A 15252-nucleotide genomic window follows, 5' to 3' on the forward strand; every position below is an offset into this window, starting at 1 on the left:
TACTTCTCTACAGCCGTAAATTTACAACTTTATTTTTGGGAAATTAAATTTTTAATTATTTTTAATACATTTTTCACTTAAATTACTCAATTTCATATTCAAAATTAATTTATTACATTCGCAATTGTGTATAATTTATTTCACCTACATATGAAACAGCTCTTCATCTTACTTATGTTTTATACAATTGTAACTAGTTGTACTTCTGTAAGAAAACACAATCAACTGCTAAACCAACCAATTGCTGTAAGTAAATTAAAATACGATATTGATTTTGCTTACTCAAATTTAAAAAGATTGCATCCAGAATTGTATTGGTACGTTAGTAAAGAGCAACTTGATTACAAATTTGATAGCTTAAAAACTACAATCTCAGAACCGTTAACAAGTTTCGAATTTTACACAAAAATTACACCTGTAATTAATGAAGTTCGTCAGGGACATTTAGGTATTTATCCCAATGTAAAACGTTTTTCAAAAGCAGAAACCAAAGCGTTAACAAAGAAAGGAATGGGACCGTTTTCACAATTTGACCTCATGATGTTTGAAAATAAATTGTACGTTGAAAAAAATAAATCTATTGATCCTACAATCACTGTTGGTAGTGAAGTTATAAGTATTGACTCAATTCCAACAGTATTATTATTAAATAGATACCGAAAATTAATTACATCAGACGGCTATAATAACACGTTTTACAAGCATCATTTGCCAAAACGCTTCTCGAATCTTTACGTGGCTGAGTATGGCATAAAAGATAGTTTACTCTATGAATTCAAAATTAAGGACTCAATAAAGAAGATATGGATTGCACGAAAGAAAATTGATGAAAGTCAAAATAAGGCGAAGGATTCTATTGAAAAAATAGTGTCTAAAGCAGAGAAAAAGAAAATTTTACTCGTAAATAAAAGTAAAAGACGTCAACAAACTATCAAAGGTTATGATCCAATGACAAAAACCTTTCAACGTAGCTTAAATTTTATTGAAAAAGACAGTTCAGTGGCTGTTTTAAATATTAAGTCATTTTCTATCGGCGATTATGAACCCTTTTATAAACAAGCTTTCGACCGGATTAAAGCAAATAAATCGCAGTACCTAATTTTAGATTTGAGAGACAATCCAGGTGGTAGATTAAGTGAAATCAATTACATCTACTCGTTCGTTGCCGATTCTGCAATTGCTTTTGCAGATAAAAGTGAAGTAGTTTCAAAAACAAGTTTTCTAAAGAGAAATTACTTTAATGGAAATATTGGGACCAAAGCCTTGCAAACAATAGCGTACCCCTTTTATGTAAGTTATATATTTTTGAAAGTCAAAAAAGAAAATGATAAATTTTATTATAAAACGAGCGAAAATAAAGTCAAGCCACTTGATGAAAATCGTTTTAAAGGAAAGATGTATGTTCTCATTGATGGTGGAAGTTTTTCAGCTTCGTCCCTCCTTTCGTCCAATTTAAAAGGTTCAAAAAGAGCCATCTTTGTAGGCGAAGAAACCGGTGGCGCTTTTAATGGAACAGTTGCAGGTCAAATGCCAATTATTGTACTTCCTCATTCTAAAATAAAAATGCGCGTGGGCCTAATGAAAATTGCACCTCATTATAAAACGGACGAAAAAGGTTATGGCATTCGTCCTGATATCGAAATGATTCCCACTTTGCAAGACAAGATAAATGGTATTGACCCAGAAATGAATTGGATTTTGGAAAATATTAAAATAGAAAATGGCAATGCAAAATAAATGTATACTCATCATATCTTTCTTTTTTTTGTTCAATGCAACACAGGCACAGAAATTTACCCGAAAGGATTCCTTACAAGGTGGATTTTCATTTGAACGAATGTGTTTTGACGTCTTACGATACGATTTAGACATTAAAGTTGATCCAGAAAAAAAATTCATTTCAGGTTCAAACACTATTTCATTCAAGATGCTTCAGGAGAGTAAAATAATCCAGCTTGACTTGTTTGAAAACATGAAGGTGGATAGCATTGTCTTTGAAAAAAATACGCTAGATTTCAGGAGAGAATTTGGCGCTGTTTTTATCGATTTCCCTTCGGCTTTAAAGGTGACAAATCAAATAATTCAACTTCAATTCTATTATTCTGGAAACCCTATAATTGCAAAAAATGCACCTTGGGATGGCGGTTTTGTGTATTCTAAAGATACAAACAATAAACCTTGGATTTGCGTTGCAGTGCAGGGAACGGGTGCCAGTTTGTGGTATCCCGTCAAGGATTCTCAAAGTGATGAACCCGACTTAGGTGCTTCCATAAAAGTTGCCGTCCCTAATGGATTAATGAACGTTTCTAATGGAAGATTTAATGGTAAATTGGATTTGCATAATGGTTATACACGTTGGGATTGGGAAGTAAAAAATCCAATAAACACTTATAGTATTACGCTCAATATTGGCGATTATGTACATATTCATGAAAAGCAGAATCAATTGGATTTAGATTATTACGTTTTGCGTGGCAATGAGGATCGAGCTGCGACTCACTTTGCGGAAGTAAAACCCATGATGGATTGCTTTGAAAGTAAATTTGGCACATATCCTTTTGCCGAAGATGGCTATAAATTGATAGAAAGTAACTATTTAGGTATGGAACATCAAAGTGCTGTAGCTTACGGAAATAAATTTAAAAAAGGATACTTAGGAAGAGATCTTTCTGGAACAGGAATTGGATTGAAATTTGATTTCATCGTCATCCATGAGTCAGCTCATGAGTGGTTTGGAAACAGCATTACTTCCCGAGATATTGCCGATATGTGGATTCATGAAGCATTTACCACTTACGCAGAATCGGTCTATGTTGAGTGCCAATTTGGTAAAGAAAAAGCAATTGAATACATCAATGGACAAAAGAAATTGGTAGAAAATACTAAGCCAATTATCGGAGCATACGGTGTCAATTTTAAGGGTTCTGGAGATATGTATTATAAAGGATCTCAAATGCTGAACACGCTGCGAAATGCAATTGATAACGACGAAAAATGGTGGTCAATAATGAAGAAATTTGCACTCACATACCGTCATAAAATAATTGACAGTAAAGAAGTAATTCAATTTTTTTCAAAAGAATCAGGTTTAAAATTAAATGCCTTCTTTGCACAATATTTAGAAAACACAATCCTACCAACATTGGAAATAAAACAATGCGGTAAAACAATAAAGTACCGATATACAAATATTGTTAACGATTTTAGTTTACCAATCCATATTTTAGTCGACGGAAAAAAAATGTACCTCTCACCTATTGCATCGTGGAAATCATTGGATGTACAATCAAAATCAAAAATAGCATTTCCAGATAATTTGTTTTATATCAACTTTAAAAAGTCGTAAAGGAGTTGAAGAATTAGAGAAATGATAACAATTAGTATAGTTTGATTGTCCCACAGTTTTGTAATTTTAAGCAAAAAAATTATGACAATAAGGGAAACATTTATCAAAGAATTGAGAGGCGACGCTTTTGGAAAAGTAGCTGCAGAAACTTCGTCGGAAGAATTTTTTCAAAATGAAACACTTCGGCCGATTATGAAACTACAAAACGATCTACTTTTAGCTGTTTTTCAAAATTATATCACAAAAAGTAAAGTTAATTTTGCACAATTGTCCATTGAGAATAAATTTATTTTTATTGATAACGCAATTAAAAAAGATATTAAATTCCAAAGTGCTTTAAAAGGGCTGGTAATCGGGTTCTTCACATTGGAGGAGTATAATCGGTATGCAACAAATTCCTCCGCATTGACAAAACGAATTTCAAACCTACTCATTGAACGAATTAAATCACAAGTGCAATTGCTGGACAAGTCGTAAATTTGTATTATAATAAGTTGAATTTAGAGCGACAAAAGTTTTTAAAACCCTAAAAAAAGCGATAATTTAGCACCCAAAATTAAACCATAAACACAATTATGAAAAATATTCCATTACTACACATACACGAAAGTTTAGGTGCTAAAATCCTTCCTTTTGCAGGTTATAACATGCCTATCTTATACGAAGGAGTTAATGCCGAACACGAAACGGTTCGAAATGCGGTGGGAGTTTTTGATGTCTCTCACATGGGAGAATTTATGGTTTCAGGACCAAATGCTTTGGCCTTGATTCAAAAAGTAACTACAAATGACGCTTCAACATTGACCATTGGTCGTGCTCAGTATACGTGTTTGCCTAATGATGAAGGTGGAATCGTGGATGACTTGATCGTTTATAAATTGAAGGATGAAGAGTATTTATTGGTTGTAAATGCTTCAAATATTGATAAGGATTGGGATTGGATTTCATCGCACAATGATGTAAACGCGGACCTGAAAAACCTTTCAGATGATTATGCATTACTTGCAATTCAAGGTCCTAAAGCCATTGAGGCAATGCAATCTTTAACAACTGTTGAATTAGCAGACATTAAAAATTACCATTTTGAAGTTGCAACATTTGCTGGAATTGACAATGTTATTATTTCTGCTACCGGATATACAGGCTCAGGTGGATTTGAAATTTATTGTAAAAGTGACGAAGTAGAACGCATTTGGATGAAAGTTTTTGAAGCAGGTGCTTTCTTCGGTATTAAGCCAATTGGACTTGCTGCAAGGGATACTTTGCGTCTAGAAATGGGATTCTGTTTATATGGAAATGATATAAACGATACTACTTCTCCTATTGAAGCAGGATTGGGATGGATTACTAAATTTACCAAGGATTTTGTTCATTCTGAAAAATTAAAACAACAAAAAGAACTAGGCGTTACAAGAAAATTAGTTGGTTTTGAATTGGTGGATCGTGGCGTTCCCCGTCAAGATTATACTATAGTTGATAAAGATGGAAATACAATTGGTATTGTAACTTCAGGAACAATGGCTCCTTCGTTAAACAAAGGAATTGGAATGGGATATGTAACTACTGCATTTTCAGCGGTAGATAGCGACATTTATATCAGAATCAGAAAAAATGATGTTTTAGCAAAGGTGGTTAAGATGCCTTTTTATAAAAAAGCTTAAGTAAGAAATTAATACAGTTATAACCGATAGATTAAGTTTCTATCGGTTTTTTTGTGCGTAATAAAATGGTGGGATTAGAAACATTCTAGTTTCTTTTACTAATTTTTTTTAAAACAAAAAAAATTTTTTTAACCATTTAAATGTTCATATTTGTTCTGAATTTAAAACAAAAACAATGAAACAAACAGCAAAAATGGCTATCGTAGCTTTATCACTTTCTTTTTTAATGACATCTTGTTATTCATACACGTCAGTTGTAGGAAAAGGAGCTCAAGGAAATACAGAGGTTAAAAAATGGAACAACTATGTAATTTATGGTTTAGTTCCAGTTGGAGTGTCTGACTCAAGAGCAATGGCTGATGGAGCAACGGACTACACCGTTAAAGTAGAACACACTTTCGTAAATGGTTTACTTTCGGCAATTACTTTTGGAATTTATAATCCAACTACAACTACTGTAACCAAGTAATCAAAATTTAAATAAGTTACATTGAAAAAAATAATTTTTTACTTTTCTATAGGTGTAATCTTGTATTACCTTTATATAATTTTTCAAATTTTGGCATTAGAAAGTGTTTCAGAATTTGGTTATGGCTACTTAGTCGGAAAAATAGTAGTTATGGTTATATTTGCAATTATAGCTTATTTTACGAGTCGTTCGATATTTAAAAAACCAATCGGAAGATAAGAATTTTAAAAGACTGTACCAACAGTCTTTTTTTTTTTGGCAAAAAAACCTTGATTTAAGTTTCAGATGTTTATTTTTGCGATATTAAAATTAGTTAGGAAATGGGAAGAGCTTTTGAATTTAGAAAAGGTAGAAAAATGAAACGTTGGTCGGCAATGGCCAAAGCATTTACTAGAATCGGAAAAGACATTGTGATGGCAGTTAAAGAAGGAGGCCCAAATCCTGATGCCAACTCGCGACTTCGTGCGGTAATTCAAAATGCCAAAGCGGCTAATATGCCAAAGGAAAATGTAGAACGTGCCATTAAGAAAGCTACAGATAAAGATACGGCCAATTATAAAGAAGTATTATTTGAAGGATATGCTCCTCACGGAATTGCAATTTTAATTGAAACTGCCACTGATAATAATAACCGTACGGTTGCTAATATTAGAAGTTATTTTAACAAATGCAATGGAACGTTTGGAACGCAAGGTTCTGTTGAATTTATGTTCGACCATACCTGTAATTTCAGGATTCCAGCTGCTGGAATTGATGTAGAAGAGATGGAATTGGAATTCATTGATTTTGGTGCAGAAGAGATTTTTGCCGATGACGAAGAGGGCGTTTTAATTTATGCTCCATTTGGAAGTTTTGGTGCTATCCAAAAAGAATTGGAAAACAGAAACATCGAAATTTTGTCGTCTGGATTTGAACGGATTCCACAAATAACAAAAGAATTAACGGAAGCGGAAACCGCCGATGTTGAAAAATTATTAGAAAAAATTGAAGAGGATGATGACGTACAAAATGTCTATCATACTATGCAAGAGTAATATTATTCTCGTTAACATAACAAAAGAAACTCCCATTTATTGGGAGTTTTCTACTTTAATGTACTTTCACTATAGCACTAAAGTTTACAAAAATATTAAGAAGTAACACAACCATTAAATGTTAAATTGCATTACTTTAGTACTTAAATAAAAAGAAAATGAATCAGATAAAAATACTTTGGGTAGACGATGAAATTGATTTACTCAAACCACATATATTGTTTTTAGAAAAAAAGAATTATAATGTTACCACTTGCAATAACGGAAGAGACGCTGTTGATGTTTTTGAGGAAGGTAACTTCGATATTGTATTTCTGGATGAAAACATGCCTGGAATGAGTGGCTTGGAAACACTTCAAGAAATTAAAGAAAAAAAATCTTCTACTCCCGTAATTATGATTACAAAAAGTGAGGAAGAGTTTATTATGGAAGAAGCAATTGGTTCTAAAATTGCTGATTACTTGATAAAACCAGTAAATCCGAATCAAATTCTACTGAGTTTAAAGAAGAATTTAGATCACTCGCGCCTTATTTCGGAGAAAACATCCCTTGATTATCAAAAGGAATTTCGCAAAATTGCAATGGATTTGTCAATGGTCAATTCTTTTGAAGATTGGTCGGAATTGTATAAAAAATTAATTTATTGGGAAATTGAACTAGAAAATATAGACGATCCAAATATGATTGCTATTTTGGAATCCCAAAAAACAGAAGCAAATTCGCAATTCGGAAAGTTCATTGAACGGAATTATGAGGATTGGTTTAATCCTAAATTAGACAAACCAATTATGTCGCATACATTATTTAGAGAATTGGTAGTTCCGGAATTGACTAAAAAAGATAAACCTATTTTATTTGTGGTAATTGACAATTTACGTTACGATCAATGGAAGGTTTTTGAAAGCGTGGTCAATAATCATTATAAACTAGAGAAAGAAGTTCCGTATTATGCGATGTTACCTACAGCTACCCAGTATGCTAGAAACGCTTTGTTTTCAGGACTGTTGCCAATTGACATGGAAAAAAAATATCCGCAATATTGGAAAAATGACGTAGATGAAGGCGGAAAAAATTTATATGAAGCTGAATTCCTGACAGAACATTTAAAACGTTTGGGGTTAAATATCAAACAAGATTATTTTAAAATTACCAATTTAGCAGCAGGAAAAAAATTAGCAGAAAACTTTAAATCGTTGAAAAATAATGATTTAGTGAGCGTTGTTTATAATTTTGTCGATATGCTTTCGCATGCAAAAACGGAAATGGATGTCGTAAAAGAATTGGCTTCTGATGATAAAGCGTACCGATCTTTGACATTGAGCTGGTTTAAAAATTCTCCATTATTGGAAATTATTCAGCAAGCGCAAAAATTAAATTTCAAGCTTATTATTACTACAGACCACGGAACTATAAATGTAAAGCATCCCTCAAAAGTTATTGGAGACAAGAATACAAGTTTGAATTTGCGTTACAAAACGGGACGTAGTTTGACTTACGAAGACAAAGATGTTTACGCAGTGAAAGATCCAAAATCTATTGGATTGCCAACAATTAATATGAGCAGTTCCTTCATTTTTGCAAAAAACGATTTGTTTTTGGCATATGTAAATAATTACAACCATTATGCAAGTTACTATAGAAATACATACCAGCACGGTGGAATTTCCTTAGAAGAAATGATTGTACCTTTCTTAGTTTTTCAACCCAAGTAATAATTACATACATTTGATTTACAATGGAATTAGCATTCTTACTTAAAGATATTGATAAAGCTGCATTAGCTGTTATTAATTCTAATCCACACAAAGTTATTTTGTTTAACGGAGAAATGGGAGTTGGAAAAACAACGTTTATAAAGTCGCTTTGTGCGGCTTTGGGCGTTGAAGAAGCCACCAGTAGCCCGACCTTCTCGCTCGTAAACGAGTATGAAACCAAAGGCGGAAAAAGCGTTTATCATTTTGATGTATACCGTTTGAAAAGTGAGAGTGAAGCGTATGACATGGGAATGGATGAATATTTATACTCCGGAAATTGGAATTTTATAGAATGGGCTGAAAAAATTCCATCTTTAATTCCCGATGACTATTCTATAATTGACTTGACAAAGGCTCCAGATGGATCTCGAAAATTGATTTTGACAAATCACTCCTCGTAAGAGCTTATTAATCTTAATTTATTATCGAAATACAACCACTTTTTTTTCGTAAATTAGAGGTTTTAAAATTTGAATCGTATGTCATTATCGCCTTTTACTAAGCAACAACTTATTCCACAAGAGGAAAAGCTAGAGATTCAGCGCCATAAAAGTGAGTTATTTATAGGAATTCCAAAGGAAACTTCTTTTCAGGAACGTCGAATTTGTTTGACTCCCGATGCCGTAAATTCTCTTGTATATCATGGACATCGTGTTATGATTGAATCTGGAGCGGGCGAAAGCTCAAGTTATAGCGATAAAGAATACAGTGAGGCAGGAGCTGAAATTACTAAAGATACCAATAAAGTGTACGGCTGTCCTATTTTATTGAAAGTGGAACCTCCTACCCTTTCAGAGATTGAATTGATGAATCCGCAAACTATTTTAATATCAGCAATCCAACTCAAAACCAGAAAAGCAACGTATTTTGAGGCCTTGCACAAAAAGAAAATAACTGCTTTAGCATTTGAATTCATTAAAGATGATGATGGAACTTATCCGGCCGTTAAGTCAATAAGTGAAATTGCAGGAACTGCTTCCATTTTAATCGCCTCCGAATTAATGATCAACAGTCAATGCGGAAAAGGACTGCTTTTTGGTAATATTACGGGAGTTCCACCAACCGAAGTTGTTATTATTGGTGCGGGAACTGTGGGCGAATTTGCTGCAAAAACGGCCATTGGTCTTGGAGCAAGTGTAAAAGTTTTTGACAATTCAATTACAAAATTAAGGCGGTTGCAAAACCAACTTAATCAACGGATATTTACGTCCACCATTCAACCCAAACTACTTTTGAAAGCTTTACGTCGTTGCGATGTTGCTATTGGTGCTATGAAAGGCAAAGAGCGTTGCCCAATTATTGTGAATGAGACTATGGTGGAGCATATGAAAAAAGGTGCCGTAATTGTGGATGTAAGTATTGATACGGGTGGTTGCTTTGAAACGTCTGAAGTTACCAGTCATCAAAATCCAACTTTTGTAAAACACAATGTAATTCATTACTGTGTACCTAATATTCCATCCCGCTATTCTAAAACAGCTTCATTGTCCATCAGCAATATTTTGACTCCCTATCTTTTACAGATAGCGGAAGACGGCGGTATCGAACGTGCTATACGCTGCGATAGTGGATTAAAAAATGGTGTTTATCTATACCATGGAATTTTAACCAATAAAGCAATCGGCGAATGGTTTGGTTTGTCCAATAGTGACATCAATTTAATTGTTTTTTAAAGTTTCTTTACTGTAACTTTGCAAAAAAATAATTTCATGAAATTTTATCAACGTTTTGCTTATTATTCATTGGGAATGATCATTGGTTTGGTCTTCTTAATTATGTTCCTTAATGGAAAAGAAATGAGTTGCAGTTACTTCCCAAATGCACGTGTTTTAAAAGACTTGCGAACCAAACCTTTTCACTATTCGGATGAAGCAACAGCAAAACTGAATCAGAAATGGGTAGACACAAGCGATATTAGAAAAACTTTGACGTATGGAGATGTAATTTTTAATAAAAGTAATATACCTACAGGAAGCGGAAAACTATACGTAATTGAAGGTAGAAATGCTAAAAATGAACCAATTACACTTGAAGTCATTAATTACAGTGATAAGGTATTTTTGAAGGACATTAAAAAAGAGTAAATTATTTTGAAAAAGCTGTTGTAAATGTCAAATGTTGTTGTATATTTGCACTCGCAATAAGGGCGATTAGCTCAGCTGGTTCAGAGCACCTCGTTTACACCGAGGGGGTCGGGGGTTCGAACCCCTCATCGCCCACAGAAAACTTCAACAGAAATGTTGGAGTTTTTTTTTGGTCTAATTTTACAAAATTGTTCGTGATTTTTATAAAAAGTCCTAAGAACGCTTTAGTCGTGATTTATCTTCAAATATGTTACGTTAGCTGAATTGAAGATAATTATTTCGTTCCTCCTATGTAAATTGTAATGAGATTGCATTCGATACTCACATTAGTCAACATTTAGTCAAAATACGTTTGCTAAAGAAGCTTAGCACTCTATTTTAATGGTGCTTTCTGTACAAAATAGATTCAATTACACAGTTTAATTTCACTGAGGTATAAGTTGTTGAAAGCAAAAAAAAGAGTCCAAATTGGACTCCTTATTTTTTATAACTGTTGTAAAAATTATACGTTAAATCTAAAGTGCATTACGTCTCCATCTTTTACAATATACTCTTTACCTTCTACTCGTAGTTTACCAGCTTCTTTTACTTTAGCTTCTGAACCGAAAGATTCAAAGTCACTAAACGCAATAACTTCCGCACGAATAAAACCTTTTTCAAAATCAGTATGGATTACTCCAGCTGCTTTTGGAGCAGTGTCACCAATATTGATGGTCCAAGCACGCACTTCTTTTACACCTGCTGTAAAATAAGTTTGTAATTTTAAAAGTCGGTAAGCTGCACGAACTAAAACAGCAGAACCTGGCTCGGTCAATCCCATATCTTCCAAGAAAACTTGACGTTCCTCGTAACTCTCCAATTCAGTAATATCTGCTTCAGCACCAACAGAGAGAATAATTACTTCTGCATCTTCGTCTTTAACCAATTCTCTAACTTGGTCAACATATTTATTACCTTTTACAGCAGAATCTTCATCAACATTACAAACATATAAAACCGGTTTTGTAGTAATCAACTGAAAGTCTTCCATCAACGCTTCTTCATCGTTGTTTTGGGGCGTAACGGTTCTTGCAGATTTCGCTTGCAATAAAGTTTCTCTAATACGATCTAGCAAACCTTTTTCAGTAATTGCTTCCTTATTACCCGTTTTTGCAGCACGATTTACTTTTTCCAAACGTTTTTCAACGGTTTCTAAATCTTTTAATTGCAATTCAATGTCAATAGTTTCTTTGTCACGGATTGGATTAACGTTCCCATCGACGTGAATGATATTGTCATTATCAAAACAACGCAATACGTGAATAATTGCATTACATTCTCTAATATTTCCTAAAAACTGGTTTCCTAAACCTTCACCTTTACTCGCTCCTTTAACTAGACCTGCAATATCTACAATATCAACAGTTGCCATTTGAACGCGTTCTGGTTTTACCAATTCCTCTAATTTTGCAATTCGCGGATCTGGAACGTTGACTACTCCAATATTGGGTTCGATAGTACAAAACGGAAAGTTAGCACTTTGCGCTTTTGCATTTGATAAACAATTAAATAAAGTTGACTTCCCAACATTCGGTAATCCTACAATTCCTGCTTTCATTAGATTCAGTTTTTAAAAGTGTGCAAATATACATTTTATGTTGCATAAATGAAATAACTATTCCGTCGGATTTCAACAATATTCTGTCCTAGAACATAACATTTTCAAGTAATAGAGTAATAAAAACTTTCTACATGACACGTATCTTTGTTATAAATTATTAATCTAAAATTTAGCATTATGAAAAATATCATGACATTAGCATTTGCATTACTACTTTCAGCTAGTATGCAGGCTCAAAACACTAACGTGACAGACGTTACAAAAAAAACAATTACTACTGTAAAAGATTCTGACGGAACAAAGCAAGTAGTTAAAGAACAGAATATAAGAGCAAAGCAAAATATTGAATTGGAAAATGCCGATTCTAAAGCTTTGAATAAGAATTTAAAAGATTCACCGGTGGAGATGGTTTCCACTACAACTGTAACCAATCCTGATGGAACTACTCGAACTGTTGCAATGGATCGAAGTGCGGCTTACCAATACAATGGTGTGAATTATATGTTAGCTTTAGATCCTTCAGGTTATGTAGTAACAGACGTGAATAATGTACAAATTGGACTTTTGAGAGCTACTACAAACAATAGTTTTATCTTTAAGGGAAAAAATTCTATTTCAATTGGATATTTTGACGTTGAAGGCAATCTAGTTTTAGATACTTACGATGATGCTTCCGATAAGGTAACGACTAGAACATTTATCAAAATGGAGCGATAAAAAACTCCGATGCAATAAAAAAAGCTCCCACTATTCATCTTGAATTTTGGGAGCTTTTTTTTTATAAAATTTAATGAATTACATTATTCGATAGCACTTAATAATAACTGAGCGGTTGCTTCGTTTGTTGCCAATGGAATATTATGAACGTCACATACTCTGATTAGCATGTTAATATCCACTTCATGAGGATGACTGGAATTGGGGTCTTTGAAGAAAAGAACCATTTGAGTTTTACCTTCTGCCACTCGAGCAGCAATTTGAGCGTCACCACCCATTGGACCTGAAAGCATTTTTAAAACTTTAAACCCTGCATTTTCTGCCTTACTTCCTGTTGTTCCGGTAGCTACCATTTGAATTTCATTTCGAGACAGCACAGCTTTATTTTTATTCAAGAACTGAACCATGTCGGCTTTCATTCGATCGTGGGCAATAATTGCAATTTCCATATTTATCGATTTAGTAAATGATATTGAATCAAGCCATCAATTGGCCTACGCAACACGTTTCCAACAGTTAATTTATTTTCTGCTAAAACCATTTGGAGCTCTTCTTTTAAATAAAAAGCTATGGAACCAATGAAGTGGACGGGAACTTCCCGGCAATTGTCAAATTGTGTGATGTAATTATCTACAAAGTCCTGCATTGCAGATCGTATAATTTTTTGACAAAACTCATGGTCTTTATGCTGAATTAAAAATTTTGCAAAAGTAGCCAAGTACGCATTGGGATTGGCTTCTTTATATAGATTATGTTTGATTGCATCAGCATCTAAGTTGTATTCTTTTTCAAAAATTTGTGCTAAGTCTGAAGGCATTTTATTAAAATAATAACCTCGAATTAATTGACGTCCAAACTGGTTTCCACTGCAATCATCCATTGCAATGTATCCTAACGACTGTACTTTTTGATGCAAAATAGTTCCATCAAAATAACTGCAATTAGAACCTGTTCCTAAAATAGATACAATTGCTTTTTCGCCTTTGGGTGTAGTAGCGTAAACTGCTGCATAGGTGTCTTCTTGAACGGAAACATTTGCATTGGCAAAATACGTTTCAAATACTTTTGATAAAAATTTTTTCATTCTATCTGTACCACAACCTGCTCCGTAAAAATATAAATGTGTAACATTATTTTTATTGTGTAAAATATCGAAACGGTCGTCCAGTCGTGCAGTGATTTGATCTTCGTCTAAAACTTCGGGATTGAGTCCTAAAGTTTGGGTGGTAAACAATACTTTTCCGGAATCGTCTATGGCAATCCAGTCGGCTTTTGTGGAACCGCTATCTACAAGTAATTTCATTGTCTTGAAAATTTATATTGAAATATAGTATTTTACTAAATTATGTTTTCTGTGAGAATGAACTTTCTATTGAAAAATAAACGATATCAAAACCGAAAATCCCTAGCCCAGATAGCAGTGGAAATCCTTTATGTCCCGGGGTTCGGGATATAAAGATTGCAACGAATAGCTGGAAATAGCTCCAAAAAACAAAAATCCCATTGAACTACATCAACGGGATTTTTACAATTATTTTTATTTTAAACCTGCTACGTGAACAGATAAATCGATTAATTTACTAGAATAACCGTACTCGTTATCGTACCATGAAACAATCTTGAAAAATGTGGAATTCAAGCCTATTCCGGCTTTTGCATCAATAATTGAAGTACGAGCGTCGCCTACAAAATCCTGTGAAACCACATCGTCTTCTGTGAATCCCAAAATACCTTTCATTGTAGTTTCAGACGTCTTTTTTAGCACTGCCATAATTTCTTCATAGCTTGTTTCTTTTGCTAATTTTACTGTTAAATCTACTACAGAAACATCGGCAACGGGTACTCTCATAGACATACCAGTTAATTTTCCGTTTAATTCTGGAATAACTTTTCCTACCGCTTTTGCTGCACCTGTAGAAGCTGGAATTATATTTAATCCTGCTGCACGACCGGCTCTAAAATCTTTTCGTGATGGTCCGTCCACTGTTAATTGCGTGGCAGTTGTAGCGTGAATTGTAGTCATTAAACCTTCTACAATTCCAAAATTATCATTCAATACTTTGGCCAAAGGAGCCAAACAGTTTGTTGTACAAGAGGCATTGGAAACAATTGTATCGCTTGCTGTAGCTTTTTCGTGATTGACACCCATTACAAACATTGGAGCATCTGCTGATGGAGCCGAGATGACCACCTTTTTAGCACCACCTTCAATATGCGCTTTTGCACTTTCAAGCGTGGTAAAAATTCCGGTACAATCAGCCACTACTTCAGCTTGCACTTCGTCCCATTTTAAATTGGCAGGATTTCTTTCTGCAGTTACACGAATAAGTGTATCGTTTACATATAAATTTCCTTCTTTGACTTCAACAGTTCCGTTGAATCTTCCGTGAACTGAATCGTATTTTAGTAAGTAAGCCAAGTGTTCAACGTCCAATAAGTCGTTAATTGCTACAACCTCTACATTATCTCTATTAAAAGATTCTCTAAATACAATTCTTCCAATTCGACCAAAACCGTTTATTCCTAATTTTATTTTTGACATTTTATTTTTTGATTTTATTAAAGTTAAAACTTTAAATGTGTTATA

15 protein-coding genes and 1 tRNA gene are annotated in these 15252 nt (G+C 33.7%); 12 read left to right on the top strand and 4 right to left on the bottom strand.

The features are described 5' to 3' along the window. Positions 1-150 precede the first annotated feature (150 nt). The 11 genes from H602_RS0101050 to H602_RS0101100 all read left to right on the top strand — a co-directional run bounded on the left by H602_RS0101050 (position 151) and on the right by H602_RS0101100 (position 10483). Complete coding sequence (locus H602_RS0101050) at positions 151-1737, top strand: S41 family peptidase (RefSeq protein WP_026976347.1); 1587 nt, start codon at positions 151-153, stop codon at positions 1735-1737. After that, positions 1727-3346 carry a M1 family metallopeptidase gene (locus H602_RS0101055; protein WP_026976348.1) on the top strand — a complete coding sequence of 540 codons (1620 nt, stop codon included), beginning with the start codon at positions 1727-1729 and terminating at the stop codon, positions 3344-3346. The genes H602_RS0101050 and H602_RS0101055 overlap by 11 nt, the downstream gene beginning before the upstream one ends. Positions 3347-3427: 81 nt before the next feature. Then, positions 3428-3823 (top strand): hypothetical protein, encoded by a 396-nt coding sequence (locus tag H602_RS0101060; protein ID WP_026976349.1) that lies wholly within the window; start codon positions 3428-3430, stop codon positions 3821-3823. A gap of 98 nt (positions 3824-3921) precedes the next feature. Beyond that, entirely contained in the window at positions 3922-5007 is a 1086-nt protein-coding gene (gcvT, locus tag H602_RS0101065) for a glycine cleavage system aminomethyltransferase GcvT (RefSeq protein ID WP_026976350.1), read from the top strand. Between the two features lie 175 nt (positions 5008-5182). After that, a complete protein-coding gene (locus H602_RS0101070) occupies positions 5183-5476 on the top strand; it encodes a Bor family protein (RefSeq protein ID WP_026976351.1) in 294 nt (97 codons plus the stop codon). Between the two features lie 320 nt (positions 5477-5796). Continuing rightward, positions 5797-6510, top strand: coding sequence for a YebC/PmpR family DNA-binding transcriptional regulator (locus H602_RS0101075; protein ID WP_026976352.1), 714 nt, complete (start codon positions 5797-5799; stop codon positions 6508-6510). Positions 6511-6668: 158 nt separating this feature from the next. Further along, positions 6669-8222 carry a T9SS response regulator signal transducer PorX gene (gene porX, locus H602_RS0101080; protein WP_026976353.1) on the top strand — a complete coding sequence of 518 codons (1554 nt, stop codon included), beginning with the start codon at positions 6669-6671 and terminating at the stop codon, positions 8220-8222. A 23-nt stretch (positions 8223-8245) separates the two neighbouring features. Further along, positions 8246-8665, top strand: a complete 420-nt coding sequence (gene tsaE / locus H602_RS0101085; protein WP_026976354.1) for a tRNA (adenosine(37)-N6)-threonylcarbamoyltransferase complex ATPase subunit type 1 TsaE — start codon at positions 8246-8248, stop codon at positions 8663-8665. Between the two features lie 78 nt (positions 8666-8743). Next, positions 8744-9937: an alanine dehydrogenase gene (locus tag H602_RS0101090; protein WP_026976355.1), complete on the top strand. Its 1194-nt coding sequence runs from the start codon at positions 8744-8746 to the stop codon at positions 9935-9937. A 36-nt stretch (positions 9938-9973) separates the two neighbouring features. Beyond that, complete coding sequence (locus H602_RS0101095; protein WP_026976356.1) at positions 9974-10348, top strand: DUF4258 domain-containing protein; 375 nt, start codon at positions 9974-9976, stop codon at positions 10346-10348. A 60-nt stretch (positions 10349-10408) separates the two neighbouring features. Next, positions 10409-10483 (top strand) — tRNA-Val (locus H602_RS0101100). A gap of 367 nt (positions 10484-10850) precedes the next feature. On the opposite strand, the gene ychF is transcribed toward H602_RS0101100, so the two are convergent. Beyond that, the gene (gene ychF / locus H602_RS0101105) at positions 10851-11945 is read right to left on the bottom strand and encodes a redox-regulated ATPase YchF (RefSeq protein WP_026976357.1); all 1095 of its coding nucleotides are present in this window, start codon (positions 11943-11945) and stop codon (positions 10851-10853) included. A 180-nt stretch (positions 11946-12125) separates the two neighbouring features. Here ychF and H602_RS0101110 point away from each other — a divergent pair, with 180 nt between their 5' ends. Then, complete coding sequence (locus H602_RS0101110) at positions 12126-12665, top strand: hypothetical protein (RefSeq protein WP_026976358.1); 540 nt, start codon at positions 12126-12128, stop codon at positions 12663-12665. An 83-nt stretch (positions 12666-12748) separates the two neighbouring features. On the opposite strand, the gene H602_RS0101115 is transcribed toward H602_RS0101110, so the two are convergent. The 3 genes from H602_RS0101115 to gap form a co-directional block, all read right to left on the bottom strand. Further along, complete coding sequence (locus H602_RS0101115) at positions 12749-13114, bottom strand: methylglyoxal synthase (RefSeq protein WP_026976359.1); 366 nt, start codon at positions 13112-13114, stop codon at positions 12749-12751. A 2-nt stretch (positions 13115-13116) separates the two neighbouring features. Continuing rightward, positions 13117-13968, bottom strand: a complete 852-nt coding sequence (locus H602_RS0101120) for a BadF/BadG/BcrA/BcrD ATPase family protein (protein ID WP_026976360.1) — start codon at positions 13966-13968, stop codon at positions 13117-13119. 234 nt (positions 13969-14202) lie between these two features. Continuing rightward, positions 14203-15207 (bottom strand): type I glyceraldehyde-3-phosphate dehydrogenase, encoded by a 1005-nt coding sequence (gene gap / locus H602_RS0101125; RefSeq protein ID WP_026976361.1) that lies wholly within the window; start codon positions 15205-15207, stop codon positions 14203-14205. Positions 15208-15252: the final 45 nt, after the last annotated feature.

Origin of the sequence: Flavobacterium tegetincola DSM 22377 (assembly GCF_000425485.1) — a bacterium.
GTDB classification, from domain to species: Bacteria; Bacteroidota; Bacteroidia; order Flavobacteriales; family Flavobacteriaceae; genus Flavobacterium; species Flavobacterium tegetincola.